1 protein-coding gene is annotated in these 386 nt (G+C 72.3%); it reads left to right on the top strand.

Features of this window, described 5'->3' with window-relative positions:
- On the top strand, positions 1–386 hold a 386-nt coding region (locus tag AB0C16_RS40850), incomplete at both ends, for a phosphopantetheine-binding protein (RefSeq protein WP_357691596.1).

Genomic DNA, 386 nt, shown 5'->3' with positions numbered 1-386 from the left:
CGTTGCGGCCGCGTTGCCGGAGCACATGGTGCCGTCGGTCTTCATGGTGCTGGACCGATTCCCGTTGACGCCGAACGGCAAGCTGGACCGGTCGGCGTTGCCGGAGCCGGAGAGCGGCGTCGGCCGTGGTCCGGTGTCGGTGGCGGAGGAGGTGTTGTGCGGGCTGTTCGCCGAGGTGCTCGGCGTGGAGCGGGTCGGGCCCGAGGAGAGCTTCTTCGAGCTGGGCGGTCACTCGCTGCTGGCGACACGGCTCGTGAGCCGTATCCGTACGGCCTTCGGCGTCGAACTCCCCGTCCGTACGCTCTTCGAGGCACCGACCGTGGCCCGGCTCGCCACGCACCTCGACACCGGCGAGGCCTCGCGGCCCGCGCCCGCCGTCGTCGCCG

This window comes from Nonomuraea sp. NPDC048916, assembly GCF_040649575.1.
In the GTDB taxonomy this organism is placed as follows: Bacteria; Actinomycetota; Actinomycetes; order Streptosporangiales; family Streptosporangiaceae; genus Nonomuraea.
The sequence above is the reverse complement of the archived record's forward strand: the minus strand, read 5'-3'. Positions and strand labels throughout refer to the sequence as shown.